This is a genomic window from Brachybacterium timonense (assembly GCF_900258505.1).
GTDB lineage: Bacteria > Actinomycetota > Actinomycetes > Actinomycetales > Dermabacteraceae > Brachybacterium > Brachybacterium timonense.
This window is the reverse complement of the sequence record NZ_LT984895.1, coordinates 1042050-1059144: the sequence shown is the minus strand read 5'-3', so window position 1 is coordinate 1059144 and position 17095 is coordinate 1042050. Positions and strand designations below refer to the sequence as shown.

At 68.4% G+C, this 17095-nt stretch carries 13 protein-coding genes; 1 reads left to right on the top strand and 12 read right to left on the bottom strand.

Translation table 11 applies throughout. The features are described 5' to 3' along the window. Window positions 1–16: 16 nt before the first annotated feature. The 5 genes from C8271_RS04565 to C8271_RS04545 all read right to left on the bottom strand — a co-directional run bounded on the left by C8271_RS04565 (window position 17) and on the right by C8271_RS04545 (window position 7131). Entirely contained in the window at window positions 17–1387 is a 1371-nt protein-coding gene (locus tag C8271_RS04565) for a M16 family metallopeptidase (protein WP_106506301.1), read from the bottom strand. A 43-nt stretch (window positions 1388–1430) separates the two neighbouring features. Then, a complete protein-coding gene (locus C8271_RS04560) occupies window positions 1431–3152 on the bottom strand; it encodes a hypothetical protein (RefSeq protein WP_138774523.1) in 1722 nt (573 codons plus the stop codon). Between the two features lie 37 nt (window positions 3153–3189). Beyond that, window positions 3190–5454 (bottom strand): polyribonucleotide nucleotidyltransferase, encoded by a 2265-nt coding sequence (locus tag C8271_RS04555; protein WP_170957802.1) that lies wholly within the window; start codon window positions 5452–5454, stop codon window positions 3190–3192. A 235-nt stretch (window positions 5455–5689) separates the two neighbouring features. Further along, window positions 5690–5959: a 30S ribosomal protein S15 gene (gene rpsO / locus C8271_RS04550; RefSeq protein ID WP_106506298.1), complete on the bottom strand. Its 270-nt coding sequence runs from the start codon at window positions 5957–5959 to the stop codon at window positions 5690–5692. Window positions 5960–6108: 149 nt separating this feature from the next. After that, a complete protein-coding gene (locus C8271_RS04545; protein WP_106506297.1) occupies window positions 6109–7131 on the bottom strand; it encodes a bifunctional riboflavin kinase/FAD synthetase in 1023 nt (340 codons plus the stop codon). Between the two features lie 307 nt (window positions 7132–7438). On the opposite strand from C8271_RS04545, the gene C8271_RS04540 reads away from it, so the two are divergent. Then, the gene (locus C8271_RS04540) at window positions 7439–8968 is read left to right on the top strand and encodes a L,D-transpeptidase family protein (RefSeq protein ID WP_106506296.1); all 1530 of its coding nucleotides are present in this window, start codon (window positions 7439–7441) and stop codon (window positions 8966–8968) included. 130 nt (window positions 8969–9098) lie between these two features. Here C8271_RS04540 and truB read toward each other — a convergent pair whose 3' ends face one another. The 7 genes from truB to C8271_RS04505 all read right to left on the bottom strand — a co-directional run bounded on the left by truB (window position 9099) and on the right by C8271_RS04505 (window position 17037). Continuing rightward, a complete protein-coding gene (truB, locus tag C8271_RS04535; RefSeq protein WP_106506295.1) occupies window positions 9099–10142 on the bottom strand; it encodes a tRNA pseudouridine(55) synthase TruB in 1044 nt (347 codons plus the stop codon). After that, on the bottom strand, window positions 10139–10687 hold the full coding sequence (rbfA, locus tag C8271_RS04530) for a 30S ribosome-binding factor RbfA (protein ID WP_106506294.1): 549 nt from the start codon (window positions 10685–10687) through the stop codon (window positions 10139–10141). The genes truB and rbfA overlap by 4 nt, the downstream gene beginning before the upstream one ends. After that, window positions 10680–11846 (bottom strand): TRM11 family SAM-dependent methyltransferase, encoded by a 1167-nt coding sequence (locus C8271_RS04525; RefSeq protein ID WP_245920885.1) that lies wholly within the window; start codon window positions 11844–11846, stop codon window positions 10680–10682. The genes rbfA and C8271_RS04525 overlap by 8 nt, the downstream gene beginning before the upstream one ends. Before the next feature lie 68 nt (window positions 11847–11914). Continuing rightward, a complete protein-coding gene (gene infB, locus C8271_RS04520) occupies window positions 11915–14812 on the bottom strand; it encodes a translation initiation factor IF-2 (RefSeq protein WP_106506293.1) in 2898 nt (965 codons plus the stop codon). 96 nt (window positions 14813–14908) lie between these two features. Further along, window positions 14909–15214, bottom strand: a complete 306-nt coding sequence (locus tag C8271_RS04515; protein WP_106506292.1) for a YlxR family protein — start codon at window positions 15212–15214, stop codon at window positions 14909–14911. A 214-nt stretch (window positions 15215–15428) separates the two neighbouring features. Further along, window positions 15429–16433, bottom strand: coding sequence for a transcription termination factor NusA (gene nusA / locus C8271_RS04510; RefSeq protein ID WP_106506291.1), 1005 nt, complete (start codon window positions 16431–16433; stop codon window positions 15429–15431). Between the two features lies 1 nt (window position 16434). Further along, complete coding sequence (locus tag C8271_RS04505) at window positions 16435–17037, bottom strand: ribosome maturation factor RimP (RefSeq protein WP_106506290.1); 603 nt, start codon at window positions 17035–17037, stop codon at window positions 16435–16437. Window positions 17038–17095 lie beyond the last annotated feature (58 nt).

The following is a 17095-nucleotide window of genomic DNA, read 5'->3' as shown; positions in this document are numbered from 1 at the left end:
ACCGGTCGTCATCGATTCATGCAGCGTCGGGGCCGACGTCCACGCGGGTGGTGAGCTGTGCGGCGAACCGGGCGGCGAGCTCACGCACGTCCCGAGCGCTGACATGCTCAATCCGGTCCAGGATCTCATCCACGCTCTGATATCGCCCGTGGATCAGCTCGATCGCGCCGAGCCTGCCCATGCGGCTGGTGGTGTCCTCGAGGCCGAGTGCGAAAGCGCCGGCGAGCTGGCCGCGCGCTCGGTCAAGCTCCTCACGCGTGACGCCGTGCTCCGCGAGCTGCTCCACCTCCTGCACCATGAGGTCTGCGACCTGCTCGGCTCGCGCCGGCCTGCATGCCGCGTAGAGGCAGAACAGGCCTGCATCGCTGTACCCGGCGCTGAAGGACTGCACCGAGTAGACCAGGCCGAGCCGCTCACGGATGTTCTGGAACAGGCGCGAGGACATGCCGCCGCCCAGGATCGACATGAGCACCGAGAGAGTGTGGCGGTCCTCGCTCGTCGCTGTCAGCCCCGGCCCGCCCAGATACACGTGAGTCTGTTCGGAGGGGCGATGCAAGCGGTGGGGCGCGGGGATCCTGCCGGATCGCTCAGCTGTCCCCGCTGGATCCGCACCGCCTGCCTGAGCTCCCGCATGATCGGGGGCCGACGGCTCTGTCGCGCGCGGCCCAGACGGCAGAGCACCATCCTCGAGCGACCACCCGCCGCGGCGCAACGCCTCGACCAGGAGGCCAGCCACGTCCTCATGCTCGAGGGCACCCACCGCGGTGACCACCAGGTTCTGCGGCTGATAGTGCTCATGCCAGTGGGCACGCACGTCCTCGATCCCGAGCGCGGTCACGGAGTCGACGGTGCCGCCCACCGGCCGCCCCATCGGGGTGTCAGGGCCGAGCACGTCAGCCAGGAACGTTTCGTAGCCGATGTCATGCGGATCGTCGTAGGCGGCGGCGAGCTCCTCAAGGATCACTTCCCGCTCCGTCTCGAGCGCGTTGCCTTCCAACCGGCTCGACGTGACCATGTCGCTGAGCACATCGATCGCACGCGGCAGATCCGCCGAGCGGACGCGTCCGTGGTAGAGCGTGTGCTCCTTGGCGGTGACGGCGTTCGAATCGCCGCCCACCTCGTCAAAGGCTGCGGCAATCTCCAGGGCGCTGCGTCGCTCAGTGCCCTTGAAGAACAGATGCTCGAGGGCGTGCGTGGAGCCGGCGTGTTCCGATCGCTCGTGGCGGGAGCCGACGGGCAGCCACAAACCGATGCTAGCCGAGCGCACGGAGGTGTCCTGCTGGGTCAGCAGCCGCACGCCGCCGGGAAGGATACTGCGGCGGATCGACTCCGACGGGTCAAGCAGGTCATCGGCGTCGGGATTATCGAGGGTCAGGTCAACAGGCACCCGACGATCCTCCCACGGTTCCTGCGCGATCCTGTGCAGCGCCTCAGCGCTCCGCCGCCGTGCGCAGCCGCCAGCGCACGCCGGCGACGATGCCGATCAGTGCGAAGACGGCGAAGGCCAGTAGCGCGGCCGCGAGGCCGGCGCTGGCCAGCCTGCCCTCGCGGATCTCGAGGTCAGCGTGGATCGAGGGGCTCTCCAGGGTGGCGGCCGCGACGAGCGCGCCTCCGGGTCCCTGGACAAGGTGCGGATCCGCGTTCTGCGTCCGCGGTGCGTCCATGCCGGTGCTCGTACGGATCGACCAGGTCAGCTCTGTCGTCCCCGGCAGCTCCCGGAGGTCGCGCGGCAAAGCGAGATCCATGTGCAGACGGTGCTGCACGGCCCCGGGGTTGCGTGAGGCCACGGCAGCGTCGAGCCGCGGCTGTCCCTGTCCGTCGGCCCCTGTCATGCCCTGCTCACCGAGCATGACGGCAAGCTGCGCGGGGTCAGCGGCCCGGTAGCGGGCAGTGACGCGGACGGACTCCTCACGCTCCTCCACCTCGGTGCGGTCTTCCCCGAGCCACTGCCGCAGCGGGTCCAGCTCGGCCGGGTCTGCCTCGGCAGGAAGGACCAGGGTGAGATCGGCCTCGGACTCTCCGGTCGGGTGAAGTGTGAACGCGAGCTCCACGCGGCTCACGGCAACCGGGTGGTCGACTGTGACCTGGCCGTCGTGCAGACGCAGTTCAACAGTGCCACTGGCCTGCGGCTTCTCATCGGGAGCCCAGGCGGCGGGGACCTCGACGGTCTGGTGGACGTCGCCGCCGTTCGTGCACACGGCGCTGCAGTCCACGGTCGATTCGATCGTGGTCACCTGACGCAGCGGCGCCTCGTCAGCTGCGCGTCGCATCACCTGAAGCGTGCCGCCGCTCGCGGCGAGCGCCTGGTCCGTCCAATCCGCGACCTGTGCGGCGCTGCCCGGTGGGAACCGCAGGGTCCACGGGTCGGTGTCGTCACCACGACTGAGCTCTCCTCCCGGGGGTGTGACTCCGGCGAGGAAGTCGTCGTAGATCTCCGGGTCCTGAGCGTAGGCCTCCGGGTCGATACTCAGCTCCAAGGTGCGCTGGATCCCGTCAGTGGTGTCGAGACCGCTGGTGCGGATTCGCACGTCGTCGATGCCGCGGCCGCGCAGGTCGTCGTAGGAGATCCGTTCGTCCACGTCATGGGTGACACCATCGACCACGATCCTGGTGGGTCCGCTCTCCAGCAGGTCATCCGCCCGGTCTGCAGGAACTGTCCCGTCGGCGATCAAGGCGGTGATCAGCCAGGCGAGCAGGTCCGTTGAGGTAAAGCGTTCGTCGATCCGCAGACCGCTGCGCAGCGGCCCGCTGCCCTGCTCCAGCTCGAGGCCGCGGCGATCATCGGGGACCTCACCTGCCTCGAGGATCTCCTCCACGCGCTGCTCGTACTGGCGCGTGGAGTCAAAGGGGATACGGAACGTGAAGCGGGGCGAGCCGTCAGAGGCCGCGTTGCGTCCCACGTACTCCATACCGTCGGGCAGGGAGGACAGGATCACGGCTTCGACGTCGTCGACGTCAAGCTGCCCACCGGCGGCGCCGGTGCGCTCGAGCGCGACGCTCAGAGTTCGCGCCCCGCTGCCATCGGCGTTGATTCTCAGTTCGGTGTCCACTCGGCCGGTGCAGGCGCTGAGCATCAGCACGGCGGCGAGCATCATGAGCAGCATCGCTGCCGTGCGGGCACGATGCACCGAACGGGCCGACGCTCTCGGCATCGGCCCGTTCGGGATCTGGCTCTGCGTGGTCAGCGCATCACTCCGCGGTCGGCTCCTCGGCCGCAGCGGATTCGGCGGACTCGGACGGACGCTCCTCGCCCGCCTGTGTCTCCTCCTCCGGCACAGCCAGGCTGATCTTGCCACGGGCGTCGATCTCGCGGATCTCCACCTCGATCTTCTGGCCGACCGAGACGACGTCCTCGACGTTCGCAACGCGCTTTCCGCCGTTCAGCTTGCGCAGCTGGGTCACGTGCAGCAGGCCGTCCTTGCCCGGGGTGAGCGAGACAAAGGCACCGAAGTCGACCACGCGCACGACTGTGCCGAGGTAACGCTCGCCAACCTCCGGCACCATCGGGTTGGCGATGGCGTTGATTGCGGAGCGGGCGGCCTCCGCCGACGGACCATCGGTGGCGCCGATGTACACGGTGCCGTCGTCCTCGATGGTGATGTCGGCGCCGGTGTCGTCCTGGATCTGATTGATCATCTGCCCCTTGGGGCCGATGACCGCACCGATCTTGTCAACCGGGATGGTCAGGGCGATCACGCGCGGGGCGTGCGGGCTCATCTCGTCAGGCGTGTCGATGGCCTCGTGCAGCACATCGAGGATCGCCAGGCGAGCATCGCGCGCCTGGGAAAGCGCACCACCCAGCACGGAGGCCGGGATGCCGTCGAGCTTGGTGTCCAGCTGAATGGCGGTGACGAACTCGCGCGTGCCGGCGACCTTGAAATCCATATCGCCCAGCGCGTCCTCAGCGCCCAGGATGTCGGTGAGCGCGGCGTACTTGGTCTCGCCGTCGACCTCACCGGAGATCAGGCCCATCGCGATACCGGCCACGGGTGCACGCAGCGGCACGCCCGCGTTCAGCAGTGACAGGGTCGAGGCGCACACGGAGCCCATCGAGGTGGAGCCGTTGGAGCCGAGGGCTTCGGAGACCTGACGGATCGCGTAGGGGAACTCCTCGCGGCTGGGCAGCACCGGCACGAGCGCACGCTCGGCGAGCATGCCGTGGCCGATCTCGCGACGCTTCGGGGAGCCGACGCGGCCGGTCTCACCGGTGGAGAACGGCGGGAAGTTGTAGTGGTGGATGTACCGCTTGTGGTCCACCGGGGAGAGCGAATCGATCTGCTGCTCCATCTTGAGCATGTTCAGCGTGGTCACGCCCAGGATCTGGGTCTCGCCGCGCTCGAACAGCGCCGAGCCGTGCACGCGCGGCAGCACCTCGACCTCGGCGGAGAGCTGACGGATGTCCTTCAGGCCACGGCCGTCGATACGCACACCCTCGGTGAGCACTCGCTGGCGCACAACCTTCTTGGTGAGCGCGGAGTAGGCGCCATGGATCTCGGACTCGCGGCCTTCGAACTGCTCAGCGAGCTCGGACTCAAGCTGCTGGGCGAGCTCGTCGCTACGGTCCTCGCGCTCCTGCTTGCCGGCGATGCTCATCACCTCGGCGACGCGCTCGGCGCCAGCCTTCTCGACAGCCTCGTAGACGTCGTCCTGGTAGGCCAGGAACAGCGGGTACTCGCGCACCGGCTTCGCGGCCTTCTGGGCGAGCTCCTGCTGCGCTTCGCACAGCGTGCGGATGAACACCTTCGCCGCGTCGAGGCCCTCGGCCACGACTTCCTCGGTGGGGGCGATGGCGCCCTGGTTCTTCACCAGGTCCCAGGCGTTGTCGGTGGCCTCTGCCTCGACCATCATGATGGCGACGTCATCACCCACGATGCGGCCGGCGACGACCATGGAGAACACGGCCTCGTCCAGCTGCGAGAAGGTTGGGAACGCCACCCACTGGCCACCCTGCGCGGTGGGCATGAGCGCGATACGCACACCACCGATCGGACCGGAGAACGGCAGGCCGGAGATCTGCGTGGAGGCGGAGGCGCCGTTGATGCCGACCACGTCATAGGCGTCATCCGGGCCGGCAGCCATGACGGTCAGCACGACCTGGACCTCGTTGCGCAGCCCCTTGACGAAGGCGGGGCGCAGCGGGCGGTCGGTGAGGCGGGCGGCGAGGATCGCGTCGGTGCCGGGACGGCCCTCGCGACGGAAGAATGAGCCGGGGATGCGACCCGCGGCGTACATCCGCTCCTCGACGTCGACGGTCAGCGGGAAGAAGTCGAAGTGCTCCTTGGGCTGCTTGGACACCGCGGTGGCCGAGAAGACCATGGTGTCGTCGTCGAGGTAGACGGCGACGGCGCCGGCGGCCTGCTGGGCGAGGCGGCCGGTCTCGAAGCGGATCTCACGGCGTCCGAAGGAGCCGTTGTCGATGACTGCGGTGGTAGCGGTGATCTCAGGGCCATCCATGGCCATAGGGATTCTCCTTGTGGTGAAGGGGCCCCGTCGGTGCGGCCATCGCCAGTGGCCCGCGGTCTGAGAGCGCGCTCCCGTCCGCGGGCCACTGCCGAGGACCGAACCGGCTCGGGGCAGTTCTGCGGCGGGCGATCACTGCGATCGCCCGGGGTATCTGCGGGATATGTGCCCGGCGCACCGGGCATGTGAAGCCGCCGCCCGCCCCGATGGGGACGAGCGGCGGAGGTGGTCACCGACGGATACCGAGGCGCTGGATCAGCGAACGGTACCGCTCGATGTCGACGCTGGCCAGATACTGCAGCATGCGCTTGCGCTGGCCGACGAGCAGCATCAGGCCCCGACGACTGTGATGGTCGTGCTTGTGGGTCTTGAGGTGCTCGGTGAGGTACGAGATGCGGTGGGTGAGCAGAGCGATCTGGACCTCGGGAGAGCCGGTGTCGCGCTCGGCGGTCGCGTATTCCTTGATGATCTCCTGCTTGGTGGCGGCGTCGAAAGCCATGTCTCTCCTGGGTCGTTGCGCGGCGCTCCGGGGCCTGTTCTCCCGGGCTCTGTGTGCGGGCCTGCGCTGGTGATCACCGCCACCCCGGGGATTCCCAGGTTCAGCGGGACGCTGCCCTCCGCGGCCGATTGCACGGCCCGCACAGAGTATCAGTCCGCGACCTCACCCAGCAGACCAGAGTCGTCGAGAGTGCGGCGGGTCACCTCGACATCCTCGCGCATCTGGGCAATGAGCGCCGCCGCACTGTCGAAACGGACGGTGGGCCTCTGGAAGGCGATCAGTTCCAGGCGCACGGTGTCGCCGTAGAGGTCGAGGTCACTCTCGCCGAGCACATGGGCCTCGACGGTGCGAGTCGGCGCTCCGTCGGCGGCAGGGAAGGTCGGGTTGGTGCCGATGGAGATCGTGGCGGGGGCTCGCTCTAGCTGTGCGGCGTCGTGATGCTCCGGGTGCTGCGCGGTCACGGTGAGAGTGCCCGCGTACACACCATCGGCGGGCACCAGCCCGCTGGGCTCCGGCCCAAGGTTGGCTGTGGGGAAGCCCAGCTCGCGGCCACGTTGGAAGCCGTGGCGCACCACATCGGTGACGGCATGCGGCCGCCCGAGCATCCGTGCCGCACTGTCGACGTCACCGGTCAGCAGCGCCGCTCGGACGGCGGAGGAGGAGATTCGGCCCGCACCCCCGTCCGCCCCCGGCCCGAGGTCAGCGACGGTCACCACGTCGAACCCGTACTGTTCGCTGAGCTCGCGCATGGTGTGAATGGTCCCTGAATTGCCGCGGCCGAACAGCGCGTCCTCGCCCAACACGACGCAGCGCATGCGCAGCGCCTCCACGAGGAACACGCGCACAAACTCTTCGGGGCTGTGCTGGGCGAAAGCGCGGGTGAACTCCAGGTCCAGCACCCCAGCAAGACCTGTGCCAAGCAGCAACTGGTCACGCTCATCGCGCCCGGTGATGAGCGTCGGGGCTCCCGGCACACCCATGACATGGCGGGGATGCGGCCAGAAGGTCATAGCGACGGGCGCGAGAGCGCGCGCCTCGGCCTCGCGCACGAGACGGGTGAGCACTTCACGATGGCCGCGGTGGACGCCGTCGTAGTTGCCGATCGAGACCGCCGTCGCAGGCAGGTCCGCGGGCAGCTCCTCACGGGAGTGCCAAATGGCGGGGTGCGTCACGGCTTTCAGGGTCCTTCCGGTGTGGCTCGATCCGAGCAGGGTTCACTGTATAGCCGCGCTGAGCAGCTGCCCATACGCACCGACGCCTCGGCGTAGGCTGAGGGGCCCGCGCGGCCCCTGTCGTCGATGCACGTCTGTGATGAATCACCAGCCCGCGCACCGGGACGCGGATGCCTCGCTCGGGTATCGTGGCGCCAACGGCGGCGCGGGGAGGGACCCCTGTGCCTTCAGGCCCACCGCTCCGGCGCGCCATACCGTGAGCCACGGCCTCGAGGGCTCGCGTGCACCGCCGAGAAGAGGACAACTCATGACTCACGGTACCGACGCGGCCGCCCTCGGCGGCCCCTCGCGCCCCGTGTCCAGCAGGGGACGAATGCGCTTGGCCCTGATTCTGGTCGCGATCCTCGCCGTCATCGGCGTCGTGCTCGCGGGCAGCGCCTACGGCCTCGCGCAGAAATACGATGGCCGAGCTCTGCCCGGCACCACCCTGCTGGGTGAGGATATCGCTGGCCACACGCCCGAGCAGATCGCCGAGGAACTCACCAAGCGCGCCGACGGCGTGAAGGTCACGGTCACTGCGGACGGCACCGATCATGAGGCATCTCTCGTGGACCTCGGTGTGAACGTCGATGCGCAGGCCACCGCGAAAGCAGCCCTCTCACGCGATGACTCCATCACGGCTCTGATCGCCTCGCTGTGGTCGGGCGAGCACGCGGTCGAGCCCGTCATGTCCGTGGACTCCGCCGCGGCTGCTGAGTACGCCAAGGGCTTGGTGGCGGATGAGAAGGCAGCCCCCGTCGATGCCTCCGTCTCCTTCGATGAGGAGAGCGAGGAGTGGACGGTCACTCCGGGCACCGACGGTCAGGGCGTGGACCCCAGTGAGCTGGTCGCCGCCGTCGAGAAGAATGCTCCTTCGCTGAAGAGCTTCTCCGTGGAGCAGTCGATCTCACAGATCGCCCCGTCGATCACCACCGAAGAGGCGGAAACCGTCGTCGGAGATATCAGTGCTCTCCTCGAGCAGCCGATGCAAATCTCCGGCCCGAAGGACAAGACCTACGAGGTCTCTCCCGAGCGTCGTAGCTCGTGGCTGTCCGTCGGCCCTGACGAGGCCGGTGAGAAGCTCGTCATGTCCGTCGATGAGGAGGCGGTGCGCGACTGGGTCTCGCAGCGCGCCGATAAGTCGGCGGTGAAGCCGAAGGACGGCATCGAGCAGGTTGATGAGTCTGGCAAGGTCGTCAAGGTCGTCGCCGAGAAGACTGACGGTGTTGAGATCACGAATACGGATGCGGTGGCCGACGAGCTCATCGCAGCGCTGAAGGGATCCTCACCGCTCGAGGCGGCGTTCGAATCCAAGACCGTCGAAGCGAAAGTGACGCAGGCCAAGGCCCCGGCGCAGAACGACGAGACACCCAGCGACGATGACCCCGCTGCGGGCGATGCTCCCGCACCCACAGGTGAGAAGTGGATCGACGTCGACCTCACGGCAAAGACCGTGACCGCGTACGTGGGTGACACGCCCGTGTGGGGCCCCCGCTCCATGGTGGACGGCAAATCCGGGTACGAGACCGTGACCGGCTCGTACAACATCTACCTGCGCTACGACAAGCAGGACATGACCAATCAGAGCCGCTACCCCAAGGGGCACCCGAAGCACTACTACACCAAGGACGTGCCATGGGTGCAGTACTTCTACAAGGGGTACGCATTCCATGGCGCTCCGTGGCGATCCTCCTTCGGCTACTCCGGCTCCCACGGCTGCATCAACATGAAGGTCTCTGACGCCAAGTGGCTGTACAACTGGGCGTCGATGGGAACCCGTGTCGAGGTGCACCGGTGATCGCCTGATCCAGCACAGCGCCCGAACAGCCCGCACGGACACATGTCTGTGCGGGCCGTTCAACGTTCGATGCGCAGAGGTTCTCTGCTCCAGCTGGTGACGACGTCGCCGCCGCCATGACTCTCGTTCGTCAGCAGCGTCCCTCGGGGGCGATGACCAGATCGGGTGCCCAGAACCGCCCGTCGCGGCGAACCACCGCGACGAGCCGTCCAGCAGCGTCACAGGCGGCAACCGCTCCGGTGTCGGGAACACTGTGCCTGCGTGGCGCATGCTCCCCGCCGGAGTCTTCTGTGACTGCAGCTCCTCCTGCGCCTGCAGCGTCGCAGGGGCTGTGTCGACCGCTCCCGGTGGCACCGGTGGGGTCGGGTAGGTCAGCCGCGTTCAGACGCTGGCCGTGGCCGAGAGCCGTCACGTGCGCGTCGTCGACGTCGAGAGTGGGCAGCACGGCGGCGGCAATCTGCCCGAGGCCACGCAGCGGCAGCTCGATGTCATCGCCCTCGCCGCGTGCGGGCACATGAATGCCATCGCTCACGCGGAATGGGCCGACGGCAGTGCGTCGCAACGCGGTGAGGTGACCGCCCACGCCGAGCCCGGAGCCAAGGTCGCGCGCAAGAGCACGGATATAGGTACCGGTCGAGCAGTCGACCTCGACATCGAGATCGACCCAGCCGTCGACATCGCGTCGAGCCACGACGTCGAAGCGACTGATACGGATCGCTCGCGCGGCCAGTTGCACGTCTTCACCGGCACGGGCGCGGGCGTAGGCGCGCTGTCCGTTGACTTTGATGGCGCTCACGGTGGAGGGCACCTGCTGGATGTCGCCGCGCAGCGCATCAATGCCAGCCTCGATCTGTGCGGCTGTCAGCGCGCTCGCATCGCACCGCTCCCCCATCGGCTCGCCTTCACGGTCATCGGTCGTTGTGCCCTGCCCCAGGCGGATCGTGGCCGTATAGGTCTTATCCAGTCCCACCAGGTGTGTGAGCAACCGGGTTCCCTGCCCGATACCGAGCACGAGCAGGCCGGTGGCCATCGGGTCGAGCGTGCCTGCGTGACCGACCTTCTTCGTCCCGAGCAGCCAGCGCACCCGGGCGACCACGTCGTGGCTGGTGCGATCGGGCGCCTTGTCCACCAGCACAATGCCGTGCACGTCGGTGCGGGGTCGGCGTGCACTCACGCGGGGCGGTCCTCGCTGTCGGTGTCCTCATCCGCGTCGGCCGCGCCTTGTGTCGACTGCCCACTCCGTGCCGCACGGTCCGCGGAACTCAGGCTGTCATCGCGGTCATCACTGCTGTCATCGTCCTCGCGCGGCACGCGGTAGGGATCGGCGTCACCGGCATACGCCGCGCCTTCCTTGGTGCGCGCCAGCTCCGCGTCGCGGTGGCGGGCCTGGACCAGCAGGTCCTCAATAGTGCGCGCGTTCTCCGGCACGGCGTCATGGATGAACTCCAGTGTGGGAGTGAGGCGCACGCCGGTCTGGCGGCCTACCTCGCGGCGCAGCATGCCGGTGGCGCTGGCGAGCGCCGCTGCGGTGCTGGCGCGCTCCTCCTCGCTGCCGAAGACTGTGTAGAACACGCTGGCGTGCTGGAGGTCACCGGTGACGCGCACATCGGTGATGGTCACGAAACCGAGCCGCGGATCCTTGATACGGGTATCGACCATGGTGGCCACGATGGTCTTGATCCGGTCGGCCAGGCGCAGGGCGCGCGGGTTCTCAGGCATGGGGATCCTCCTGGGGATGGGCGGCGGACGGGTGGGCGTTGTGGTCATGCTCGGGCGTTGACGCCCGGTCGATCTCGGCGGCGAGAGAGCGCAAGTGCTCCGCCTGCGGGTGCTCATGCGGAACGGCGAGCAGGACGTCACGATCGATGGACTGGTCCACCCGGTGGCGAAATGCCCCGTCGGTGGAGAGGACGCAGAATCCTGCATCGTCGAGCACGGCGGTCGCATCGTCGTAGCGGAGTGTATGACGGTTGAGGGCCAGGGCGATCGCACCGCCGCTGCGCAGCAGGCCATGCCAGACGGGGGCGGCCACACGCAGCAGCTCACGCGGAGAGCGCTGCAGATCGTGACCCGCGCGTGCACCATGCTGGACGCCATAGGGCAGGTCAGTCACGATCACGTCGGTCTTCGCCGAGGGCAGGAGGCGCCCCAGCTGCGTCGTGTCGCAGCCGAGCACCGCGAGGGTCTGCTGCTCGCCACGCCGCTGCGCCTGCTTGTCAACAGCCAGCTCCGCATCGATCCGGGTGCCGAGCACGGTGCGATCGACAGCGAGCCGTCCCGAACGGACCTGATGCTTGTAGCGGTGCGTGCGCAGCCATGCCGTGAGGAACGCGCGGTACTGCTCCAAGTCGCGCGCGTCGATATCCGCGCCGACGGGGCTGAGACCGAGCGCCAAGGCACGGTTCAGTGTGGTGCCGCGCCCGCACAACGGATCCAGCAGCGCGAGCGTGCCGTCCTCGAGCGCGTCAGCGCGGGTGCTGAGTGCGGCAGCGAGATTCACCAGCAGGGCGGTGAACTGCTCATTGGTCTTGCCGGGGTATTTGAGTGTGGTCTCTAGATCGCTGGGGTGGCGCCGGGCCGGCAGTGCATCGAGCGGGCGCAGCATGATCTCACTGCCTGCACCGGGCACCTCCTGGAGCACACCCAAAGTGGTCGACAGGGAACCGACCAGCCCCGGCAGGCGGGAATCGTCGGGCGCCTCGATCCTGAGAGCGTCCATCCCGCCCACGGTCTGCTGCTGAACGGTGGGGAGGGCTCCGAGTCGGGCGCCGAGCACCCAGCGTGCTTCCATAGCGCCCAGGCTTCCCGCGGCGGCGGTGTAGACACGGTTCGCCGACGGTGCGCGCAGCGCGATCAGACGCAGCGTCTGGCCAGTCACGGCTCCTCACCTCCCCGAGGGAGCACGAGCGGGGCGCCCGCCACCGGCGACCGCCCCGCTCACCGCGCTCACGTGGTGCGCGGCTTCTCCTGCATTTCGTACGTGGTGATGAGGTCACCGAGCTGGAGATCGTTGAAGGACCCCAGGTTGATGCCGCACTCGTAGCCCTCACGGACTTCGGTGACATCGTCCTTGAAGCGCCGCAGACCCGCGATCTCCAGGTTCTCCGTGATGACCACGCCATCGCGGGTGATACGGGCCTTCGCACCGCGCTTGATGAGCCCAGAGCGGACGATCGAGCCAGCGATGTTGCCGAACTTGGAGGAGCGGAAGATCTCGCGGATCTCGGCCGAGCCCAGCTCGACCTCCTCGTACTCCGGCTTCAGCATGCCCTTCAGTGCACTCTCGACCTCGTCGATGGCCTGGTAGATCACGCTGTAGTACTTGATCTCCACGCCCTCGCGGTCGGCGTACTCGGCGTTCTGGCCCTCAGCGCGCACGTTGAAGCCGATGATCACGGCATCGGAGGCGACGGCCAGGTTGATGTTGTTCATCGTGATGGCGCCGACGCCGCGGTCGATGATGCGCAGCTGCACTTCGTCGCCCACATCGATGCCCAGCAGGGACTCCTCCAGGGCCTCGACCGAGCCGGCCGCATCGCCCTTGAGGATGAGGTTGAGGGTCTCGACCTTGCCTTCGGCCAGGGCCGTGTTGATGTCCTCCAGGCTGATGCGCTTGCGGGCCTTGGACAGGGCCGCAGCACGCTGGGCCGCCTCGCGCTTCTCGGCGATCTGCCGTGCCGTGCGGTCATCGGGCGCCACCAGGAAGGAGTCGCCGGCGCCCGGCACCGAGGTCAGACCCAGCACCTGGACGGGACGCGACGGTCCGGCCTCATCGAGGCTCTCGCCGTGCTCGTTGATCATGGCGCGCACACGGCCGTAGCCGGTGCCGCACACGATCGCATCGCCCACGCGCAGGGTGCCCTGTTCGACCAGGACCGTGGCCACGGGGCCACGACCACGGTCGAGATTCGCCTCGATCGACACGCCGCGCGCGTCCTTGTCGGGGTTGGCGCGCAGGTCCAGGGCAGCGTCCGCGGTCAGCAGGACAGCCTCGAGCAGCTGATCGATGTTGAGGTTCTCGCGTGCGGAGACGTCCACGAACATCGTGTCGCCGCCGTACTCCTCTGCGATCAGGTTGTACTCGGTCAGCTGCTGGCGGATCTTCTGGGGGTTCGCCTCGGGCTTGTCGATCTTATTGACCGCTACCACGATCGGCACATCCGCCGCCTGGGCGTGGTTGAGCGCCTCAATGGTCTGGGGCATCACGCCGTCGTCGGCCGCCACCACCAGGATGGCGATGTCGGTGACCTTGGCGCCGCGGGCACGCATGGCGGTGAACGCCTCGTGACCAGGGGTGTCGATGAAGGTGATGGCGCGATCATCGCCCTCGTGTTCCACCTGCACCTGGTAGGCACCGATGTGCTGGGTGATGCCGCCGGCCTCGCCCGCGGCGACCTTCGTCGAGCGGATGGTGTCCAGCAGGCGGGTCTTGCCGTGGTCGACGTGACCCATGACGGTCACGACCGGCGGACGCGGGAGACGATCCTCGTCGTCTTCCTCCTCCAGCTCAGCCTCAAGGTCGATGTCGAACTGCTCAAGCAGCTCACGCTCCTCGTCCTCCGGGGAGACGATCTCGATCTTGTACTCGAGCTCCTCGCCGAGCAGCTGGAAGGTGTCCTCATCCAGCGACTGTGTGGCCGTGGCCATCTCACCCATGGCGAACAGCACGGTAATCAGCGACGCGGGATTGACGTCGATACGCTCGGCAAAATCGCTGAGCGAAGCGCCGCGGCGAAGACGAATGGTCTTGCCATTGCCGCGCGGAATCTTGACGCCACCCGGCGCCGGAGCCTGCATCTGCTCGAACTCCTGGCGCTTGGCGCGCTTCGACTTGCGCGAACGCGCCGGCTTGCCGCCGCGTCCGAATGCGCCCTGGGTCGCACCGCGACCGCCACGGCCGCGCGGAGGCAGACCGCCGGGGCCGCCCCCGGGACCACCCGGGCCACCACCACGGGGGCCACGTCCGCGACCGCCTCCGCGGCCGCCACCGCCCGGCTTCGTATCAGCCAGGCCGCCGTGCGAGTGCTTGTTCATGATGCCGGGTGTGGGCATCCCCGGACGCGGACCGCCCGAGCGCCCACCGCCCTGCGGACGGGGAGCGCCGTCACGGGCGGGACGCTGACCGCCCTGCTCGCCACCGCGGGCACCGGGACGCGGACCCCCGGGACGCTGCCCGGGACGCGGCATGCCCTGCGCGCTCGCGAACGGATTATTGCCGGGGCGCGGGCCGCCAGGTCGCGGGCCCCCGGGGCGCTGCCCGGGACGCGGCATGCCCTGCGCGCTCGCGAACGGATTATTGCCGGGGCGCGCGCCACCAGGGCGGGGACCAGGACGCTCGCCACCAGGCTTCGGTGCACCCGAACGCTCGGCAGAGTCCGCCGGCGGCTTGGGGCCCGGCGTGGGCCGCTCCGACTTCGGTTTGTCGGGTTTCGGCGGCGCGGGACGCTTCGGCGCAGCAGCCGACGGCTTCGGGGCAGGCTTGGCGTCTGCGGGGGATGGCGCCTTCGATCCCGTGGACTTCGCCTCGGTAGCGGGCGTGCTCTCCTTGGGCTTCGCACGCTCGGGCTTCGTCTGCGGGGATGTGGACGCCGCGGAGCCCGCTGCGGGTTTGGGCGTGGACGCAGGCTTGCGCGCACCCGGCTTCGGGGTGCTCCCGCTGCGCTGCGACGTCGTGGAGTCCCCGCTCTGTGTGGGGAATTCTGCCCGCAGGCGGCGGGCGACGGGGGCCTCGATGGTGGACGAGGCGGAGCGAACGAATTCGCCCATGTCCTGCAGCTTCTGCAGAACGACCTTGCTCGGCTGTCCGAGCTCCTTGGCGAGCTCGTGGACGCGGACCTTAGCCACAATTCTCCTGTCTCGGTCCGGCCGACAGAAGGGCGCGGACCATTAGCTCCTGTGGGTGCTCATGATCGAGTACTCATCGGATGTCCATGGGTTCTTCTACCTGTTCCACGTGATGGTGGGTACGGACGCCTCGAGCTGCTCACGCAGCGTCTCGGTATCGACCGAGCCGCGGAAGGCCCGGGCGAAACCACCCCGCCGCAGGGCGAGGTCGAGGCACGCGGCGTCGGGATGGAGCCACGCACCGCGCCCGGGGGCGGATCCAGAGAGATCCGGTCGGATGCGGTCTGCGGAACCGTCGGGAGCGGGCTCCCTGACCAGACGCAGCAACTGATCGCGGTCGGCTCTCTGGCGACAGCCGACGCACGTCCGCTCGGGGCGATGAATGACCTCGGTGGTTGTCACCGTGGCCCTCCTTCACTCCAAGCACCGTCTCCCCGAAAACTCCCGCGGCGATCGACCCGACTCGGTGGTCATGTGATCCACTCTGCAGCAGCCGCCGAGGAGGCGACAGCCTCACCATCCTAGCCCCGACCAGGCTCAGGCGCGCCATTCAGGAGGCATGGGACACATCTGGCAGTGCGGCGCCACGCATCGGTGTCGCCCGCATTCATCGCGCTCAGGGACGCGCCGAGGCACTCTCCGGCACGACGTCGTCCGCAGCGGGCTCCGCAACGATATCGATCTTCCAGCCAGTCAGTTTCGCCGCGAGTCGGGCATTTTGACCGTCCTTACCGATCGCCAGCGAGAACTGCCCAGCCGGCACCACGGCCCGCGCGGCCCGACCGACCTCATCCACCACGGTCACGGCGGAGACCTTCGCCGGGGACAGGGCGTTCGCGACATATGCCGCAGGGTCCTCATCGAAGTCGACGATGTCGATTTTCTCGCCGCCGAGCTCATTCATGACGGCTCGCACGCGCGCACCCATCGGGCCGATGCATGCACCCTTGGGGTTCACACCGGAGACGGTGGCGCGCACCGCCATCTTGGTGCGATGACCAGCCTCCCGGGCGAGGCCGGCGATCTCGACCGTGCCGTCGGCCACTTCGGGGACTTCAAGATCGAAGAGGCGACGCACCAGGTTCGGATGTGACCGCGACAGCGTGATCTGAGGGCCGTTCGTGCCGCGCCGTGCTTCGAGCACATAGGCGCGCAGCCGTCGGCCATGCGAGTAATCCTCGCCCGGCACGCGTTCGTGCGGCGGCAGCACGGCCTCGACCTCGCCCAGGTCCACCATCACCATCCGGGGGTCGCGGCCCTGCTGGATCACGCCGGAGACGATGTCCTCGGCGCGGTCCGCGTACTCGCCCAGAACCGCCTCATCCTCGAGGTCGCGGATGCGCTGGAAGATCACCTGGCGGGCCGTGGACGCCGCAACGCGGCCGAAGTTCTCCGGAGTGTCGTCCCACTCGTCGAGGACCCTGCCATCTTCCGACCGCTCACGGGCGATCACGCAGACGGCGCCGGTCTTCTCGTCAATCAGCACCTCGGAGTCCTGCACCGGATGATCGGTGTGCAGGTACGCAGCGTGCAGCGCCTGGCGAATCGCGTCCAGCAGCACCGGCAGGCGGATATCGCGTTCGCGCTCGAGCGCCCGTAGCGCCCCCATATCGATGTCCATCTCAGCTCTCCTTCGGTGCGGTCGCGGGCAGGGCCGGGGCGTCAACGAGCGCCCGGTCCAGGAAGTCCTCAAGATCCGTCGGGGGATCGAACTCGACGACGATACGCGCCCCAGCTACCTCGTCAACGCTGAGTATCGGGTGTGCCGGAGTCCCGGCCGGCATCTTCAGCGGCCGCCCGCGATCATCTCGTCCTGGTTCGCTGCGCAACAGCACCTGGCCACTTGCCACGTCCAGGATCCGGGCACGCAGCCCGGCATGCGAAGACTGCTCGGGCAGTTCGACCAACCGACCCCGTGCGCGGCGCAGGCGACGCTCGTCACTCAGCGGTCGATCAAGGCCCGGTGTTGTCACCTCCAGTACTGTCGGCCCCTCCCCCAGCAGATCCTCACGCTCATCCAGGACCGACGAGATCGCCTCCGAGGCGTCGGCCACAGTGTCCAGATCCGGGGCTCCCAGCGCGTCATCGGGCAGATCCACAACGAGCTGCAGCTCGGTCTGTCCCGATCGTGCACGCACCGACAAGTCCTCGAGGATCAGGGAGAACTCGGCGAGCACAGGCTCGATCGCTGTGCGCAGCGCCTCGGGCTGGGGAACGGTCGTCATCTGCGGGTCACCTTCTTGTCGCGGGCCGACGGGGCAAGACGCGATCGGTGTCGCGGGG